The organism is Lutibacter sp. (assembly GCF_041562875.1).
Taxonomy (GTDB): Bacteria; Bacteroidota; Bacteroidia; order Flavobacteriales; family Flavobacteriaceae; genus Lutibacter.
On sequence record NZ_JBFFOE010000130.1, the window covers coordinates 1 to 5,832 of the forward strand.

Genomic DNA, 5,832 nt, shown 5'->3' on the forward strand with positions numbered 1-5,832 from the left:
GCTCACCCGTAGTCCCTAAAATAACCAAATAATTTATTCCATTATCTATTTGATAGTTTACCAAACGCTTTAACCCTTCAAAATCTACAGATTTATCTTTATTAAAAGGCGTTACTAACGCTACTCCTGTTCCTATCAATTCTTGCATCATATTTTTTTTAATATTTTTAAATACTTTAATAATTCTTTATCAAATAGATCGAAATCATCTGATTCACAATTAATTAACAAATCATAGAAACGATTATCCAAATGTTTAAAACCTGCTCTAAAACCTATTTTACACTGCAATAATAACAAGTTGCTGTACAAATTATCAACTTTACTGTAATTAATTAACAAATCGTATTTTTTTGTTAATATGGTTTTTAATTTTTCGGAATTAATTTTGCCATACCATCCAAAATCCTTTGGAGTTATTATGTCTTCAGAACTCTCTTCTTTACTTACTTTTTGCTGAAAAACAACCATCTTCAAATCTTTCTCAGCAATATTAAATAGCGCTAATACTTCCTTTTTCACCTTGTCTTTTTCTGAAATAGTATCTAAAAACACAATAACACGCTTTATTTCTTTTGAAGAAATTGCGGTTGACTTTTTAAGCAAATCTTTTAACCTTCTGTTAAAAAATATTTGATTGCTTTTTCGTTTAAATCCTGTAAAAATCATCTATATTTACGCTTATTTCACAAAAATAATTAAAAATAGTAGTATTTCAACAATGAAAAAATTTATAATTTTCTTTTTTACAATAGCATTACTTTTTAGTTGTAAAAACAAACCACAGCATTTAGTTAGAATTGAAGGAAAACAACTTCTTATAAATGAAGAAATTAACTCTAAAAAAGCCATTGAAGACTTTATAGAACCATACAAAAAAAAGGTTGAAAAAGAAATGAATGCCGTTTTAAGCTATACTCCAATTGAGCTAAATAGAGATGATGGAATGTTAGAAAGCTCTTTAGGAAATTTAATGGCTGATTTAAGTTACAAAAAAACAAATCCAATTTTTAATTCAAGAACTGGGGAAAATATAGATTTTGCTATGTTTAACTTTGGAGGTATTAGAGCTGGTATTTCAAAAGGTAATATTACTATGGAACATGCTTTTAATTTAATGCCTTTTGAAAACGAACTAGTTGTGGTTGAATTAACTTCTAGTAAAATTGATGAACTTGTGAATTACTTGATTACTAAAAATAAAGCGCATCCCCTTTCTCATCAAGTTAATTTAGTCATCACCAAAAACGCATATGACTTTAAAATAAATAACACCCCTTTAAATACAACTAGAACATATTTTGTATTAACAACTGATTATTTACAAAATGGAGGAGACAATATGAATTTCTTTAAAAACCCTGTGAATTTATATAAAACAGATTACAAGCTGAGAAATGCTATTATTGATTATTTTAAAGAAACAGACACCATTAAAGTGAAACTTGATGGAAGATTTCAAAGAAAAAACTAAGGTTATGAAAAGAAGAAACTTTATACAAAAATCTACTGCAGCTACAGCTTTTTTAACACTTGGGGGACTTTCATTACAATCATTTGATACAAAATACTCCAAACATATTACTATTTTACATACTAATGATACACATAGTCATATAGATCCTTTTCCTAGTTCCCATGATAGATATGCCAATAAAGGTGGTGTTGCAAAACGTGCTACTTTAGTTGAATCAATTAGAAAAGAAAATCCAAATACTTTGTTATTAGATGCTGGAGATATTTTTCAAGGAACTCCCTATTTTAATTTTTATGGTGGTGAATTAGAATTTAAGTTAATGAGCATGTTAAAGTACGATGCTGTAACCATTGGAAATCATGATTTTGATAATGGAATTGATGGTTTATACGCTCAATTACCACATGCGAAATTTGATTTTTTATCAGCCAATTACAATTTTAAAGATACAGTTTTAAACACTCATGTAAAACCCTATAAAGTCTTTATAAAAGATGAAATTAAAATTGGTATTTTCGGTTTAGGAATTGAGCTTCAAGGATTAGTAGATTCAAAAAATTATAAGGAAACTAAATATTTAAACCCAATTGAAATTGCTCAAGATATGAGTAGAATTTTAAAAGAGGATGAACAATGTGATCTGGTAATTTGTTTATCTCATTTAGGTTATCACTACAAACCTGAAAATAAACTTATTGGAGATTTAGAATTAGCTTCTAAAACAAAAAATATAGATTTAATTATTGGAGGTCATACACATACTTTTTTACCAAAACCAACTGTTACAAAAAATAGTATTGGTGAAAATGTTTTGGTAAATCAAGTTGGTTGCTATGGAATAAATGTAGGAAGAGTTGATTTTTATTTTGATAGTAACAAAAATAAAGCAAGTAAAGGAAAAAGTATAATTGTTTAAAATATAGAATTAAATGCGCATAGAAAACGACATAAAATTAGGTTTTACAGATGTCATGATTCGTCCAAAACGATCAACATTAAGCTCTAGGGCTCAGGTTAGTTTAGATAGAAATTTTTCATTTTTACATAGCGATCATAAATGGAATGGAATTCCAATAATGGCGGCTAATATGGATACTGTTGGTACATTTGAAATGGCAAATGAACTATCAAAACATAAAATTTTCACTGCAATTCATAAGCATTATTCAATACAGGAATGGGGTGAATTTATGCAAAATGCACATGAAAATATAACTGACTATATTGCTGTTAGCACAGGAACAAGTGCAGCTGATTTAAAAAAATTAAGTGCAATCATAAATCAAAGCCCACAATTAAAATTTATTTGTATTGATGTTGCCAATGGCTATTCAGAACATTTTGTGAATTTTGTTAAAAAAACTAGAGGGCAATACCCAAACAAAGTAATTATGGCGGGTAATGTAGTGACTGGTGAAATGGTTGAAGAATTATTATTAGCGGGAGCAGATATTATAAAAGTTGGTATTGGACCAGGTTCTGTTTGTACAACTCGTGTTAAAACTGGTGTTGGATACCCACAACTTTCAGCAATCATAGAATGTGCTGATGCGGCTCATGGTTTAGGCGGACAAATTGTATCTGATGGTGGTTGTAAAATACCTGGAGATATAGCAAAAGCATTTGGTGGTGGAGCAGATTTTGTAATGCTTGGTGGAATGTTAGCTGGCCATACTGAAAGTGGCGGTAGAATTGTTGATATAAATGGAGAAAAATATAAGCAATTTTACGGGATGAGTTCTGAAACAGCCATGAACAAACACGTTGGCGGTGTTGCAAACTATAGAGCTTCTGAAGGTAAAACCGTTCAAATTCCATATCGTGGAGGCGTTGAAAATACCGTACAAGACATTTTGGGTAGCTTACGTTCTACTTGTACTTATGTTGGTGCAAGCAGATTAAAAGAACTAACTAAAAGAACTACTTTTATTAGAGTTCAAGAACAACATAACGAAATTTTTTCAAAATAAATTATTGAATTAAAATTAGTGATTTTGTAATCTATTCATTTTTATTCGTCTAAAAATGAAACTTTAAAAGATGCATAAATCACTAATTTTAATTTTAAGAATTACAGTTGCTCTTATTTTAATTCAAACACTCCGCTTTAAATTTACTGCACATCCTGATAGTGTATATATATTCACAAAAGTAGGATTAGAACCTTATGGAAGAATTGGAATTGGGGTTTTAGAATTAATTGCAGCAATTTTAATTTTAATTCCTAAAACTATTTGGGCAGGAGCTTTATTAACTGTTTGCTTAATAAGTGGTGCTATAATGATGCATCTAACCCAACTTGGCATTGAAGTAAACAATGATAGTGGCGGATTGTTTTATATGGCTGCTGCCACTTTTATTCTTAGTTTAATTATTCTTTTAAATCAGCGAAAAAATATTCCAATTATAGGTAACAAATTTTAATTTCCTCAAAAAAATGATAAAAATTATTCACTACAATCACAAATTAAATTATCAGAATAATTTTTCTCAACTAATTGAATGGTTTTTGTATATGGATAACCTCCACCAAAACCAAGGTTTTCAATACCTATTGAATAAATGCAATTAAAAGATATTGTGCTATTCACTTTTAAATCATTTGGATTACAATACTCATTAATTGTAGAATTACACTTTGTCTGTGTTAAATCACTAATTACTTCATTAAGTATATAATCAACATCAATACCATAGGTTTTTGCCAATTTCTCATCAATATAATCTACATACCTACCACTTGGTTGTCCTTTTCTTATAATAGAATCTGGTTCAATAGTAAATTCATCAAGATAGAACGATTTTAAAACCGCTATTTTCACAAAATCACTATCATGTTCAAAATCCAAATTATAAAACAAATCTGTAAATGAAGTTGTATTTACATCAAAATATTTAGGAATTAAAGGTTGTCTACCCTTATCTAACCAAATTTCATGTGTTAAATGCTCAAACCCTAGCAAAGTTCTTCCTTTATTACTTGAATATTTTGAACTAACTAAGGTAATATCTGCCGATTTTGCTAATAAATATACTCCAGAATTTTTACTGCCTGGTAGAGGAATTTTATAAGGTTCTGCTAACTTCCATTTTCCCTCATAAGCACTGCTAGGACAATAATCTTGCACTTCATCCTCATTTAAGAAGCCTAAGTATGTAGCTTTATTTTCCTTTTTACTAAAAAACGCACTTAAAGGATGCTCGTTTTCAGAACTATTATGTTCAAAAAGCAAGTCCTTTTTTATAAAATAATAACCTATAACTAAGCCTAAAATTAAACTAACAAAAATTAAACTAATAAATAATAATTTTTTAGAATGAAAGAACTTATCTTCTTTAGGTTTAATTTTATTTTTATTTAACTCCTTTTTTAATTGCTTGTTATCCTTTAATGCTCTTTGATGTTCAATTAATTGCTCTATATTTCTAGTAGATCTTATATACATTCCCTCCGTTGCAGTACCTGAAATTAATTTACTAAACTGACTGGAACTAATACACAAATCAGAAGATATTTTTCCAAAAGAAGTGACACCAAATTTAGAAACAATAGGATGAAAATCACCATATAACTCTTTCAATTTATCCTTAAAAACATCTTTAAGATTACCCTCCATTTATACCACTATTAATCTTTGTTAAAATATATTTATTTGTGTGTAATAGTGTAAATCTAAACAAAAAACTATAAAATGGTGTAAACTGGTAACTATTCTATAAAAATAAATTTTAGTTTAGTCGAAATTAAAAATATAAAACACCTATTTATTATTAAGATTTATGTTAAATTTTTAAGTAATTACTACAAAAAAACAAACTAATACAATTTATTTATTATGAAAAAAATAAAACTTTTATTTACCTTATTCTTCGTCACCTGTATAGCCTATACACAGAGTAATAAACTTAAATTAAATTTAGACGAATCTGGTAAAACCTATATAAAAGCTTCTGTTAGAATGCAATTATGGGCAAGATACTTTGATACCAACCCTGGAACCACCATTAATAATGAAAGCGCAGATAATGTGTTTGACCTATCTATAAGACGCTTAAGAATGGGAATTTCTGCACAACTAACACCTAAACTATATGTATATTCTTTATTTGGTGGAAATAACATTAATGTTACTTCAGAAAAAGATTTTCAATTTGAAGTTCTTGATTTATTCGCTGAATATGAATTTTCAAAAGAATTTTCTCTTGGAATGGGGGAATCTGGATGGGGAGGATTAAGCAGATGGAACGTTAGAAGTAGTGCTTCATTAATGGCGATAGATGCACCACTATTTTCGCTGTTAACTGTTAATAAAAATGATGATGCTGCAAGAGGTTTAGGAGTATGGATTAAAGGA

The 5,832-nt window shown here is 28.6% G+C and carries 7 protein-coding genes and 1 pseudogene; 5 read left to right on the forward strand and 3 right to left on the reverse strand.

The genetic code is table 11. The features are described 5' to 3' along the window. Window positions 1-148: dihydrodipicolinate synthase family protein (locus tag ABY863_RS12405; RefSeq protein WP_372795318.1), on the reverse strand; the 148-nt coding region annotated here is incomplete at its 3' end. Beyond that, window positions 148-669, reverse strand: coding sequence for a hypothetical protein (locus ABY863_RS12410; RefSeq protein WP_372795306.1), 522 nt, complete (start codon window positions 667-669; stop codon window positions 148-150). The genes ABY863_RS12410 and ABY863_RS12405, both read right to left, overlap by 1 nt. A gap of 52 nt (window positions 670-721) precedes the next feature. Here ABY863_RS12410 and ABY863_RS12415 point away from each other — a divergent pair, with 52 nt between their 5' ends. The 4 genes from ABY863_RS12415 (at window position 722) to ABY863_RS12430 (ending at window position 3,901) form a co-directional block, all read left to right on the forward strand. Beyond that, window positions 722-1,474 carry a 5'-nucleotidase C-terminal domain-containing protein gene (locus tag ABY863_RS12415; RefSeq protein WP_372795308.1) on the forward strand — a complete coding sequence of 251 codons (753 nt, stop codon included), beginning with the start codon at window positions 722-724 and terminating at the stop codon, window positions 1,472-1,474. Between the two features lie 4 nt (window positions 1,475-1,478). Next, the gene (locus ABY863_RS12420) at window positions 1,479-2,393 is read left to right on the forward strand and encodes a bifunctional UDP-sugar hydrolase/5'-nucleotidase (RefSeq protein WP_372795310.1); all 915 of its coding nucleotides are present in this window, start codon (window positions 1,479-1,481) and stop codon (window positions 2,391-2,393) included. A gap of 13 nt (window positions 2,394-2,406) precedes the next feature. After that, window positions 2,407-3,447 (forward strand): GMP reductase, encoded by a 1,041-nt coding sequence (locus ABY863_RS12425; RefSeq protein WP_372795312.1) that lies wholly within the window; start codon window positions 2,407-2,409, stop codon window positions 3,445-3,447. A 70-nt stretch (window positions 3,448-3,517) separates the two neighbouring features. After that, window positions 3,518-3,901, forward strand: coding sequence for a DoxX family protein (locus tag ABY863_RS12430; protein WP_372795314.1), 384 nt, complete (start codon window positions 3,518-3,520; stop codon window positions 3,899-3,901). 23 nt (window positions 3,902-3,924) lie between these two features. Here ABY863_RS12430 and ABY863_RS12435 read toward each other — a convergent pair whose 3' ends face one another. Continuing rightward, window positions 3,925-5,094, reverse strand: a complete 1,170-nt coding sequence (locus tag ABY863_RS12435) for a hypothetical protein (protein WP_372795316.1) — start codon at window positions 5,092-5,094, stop codon at window positions 3,925-3,927. 219 nt (window positions 5,095-5,313) lie between these two features. Here ABY863_RS12435 and ABY863_RS12440 point away from each other — a divergent pair. Then, window positions 5,314-5,832, forward strand: a pseudogene (locus tag ABY863_RS12440) (porin); the annotation flags it as partial.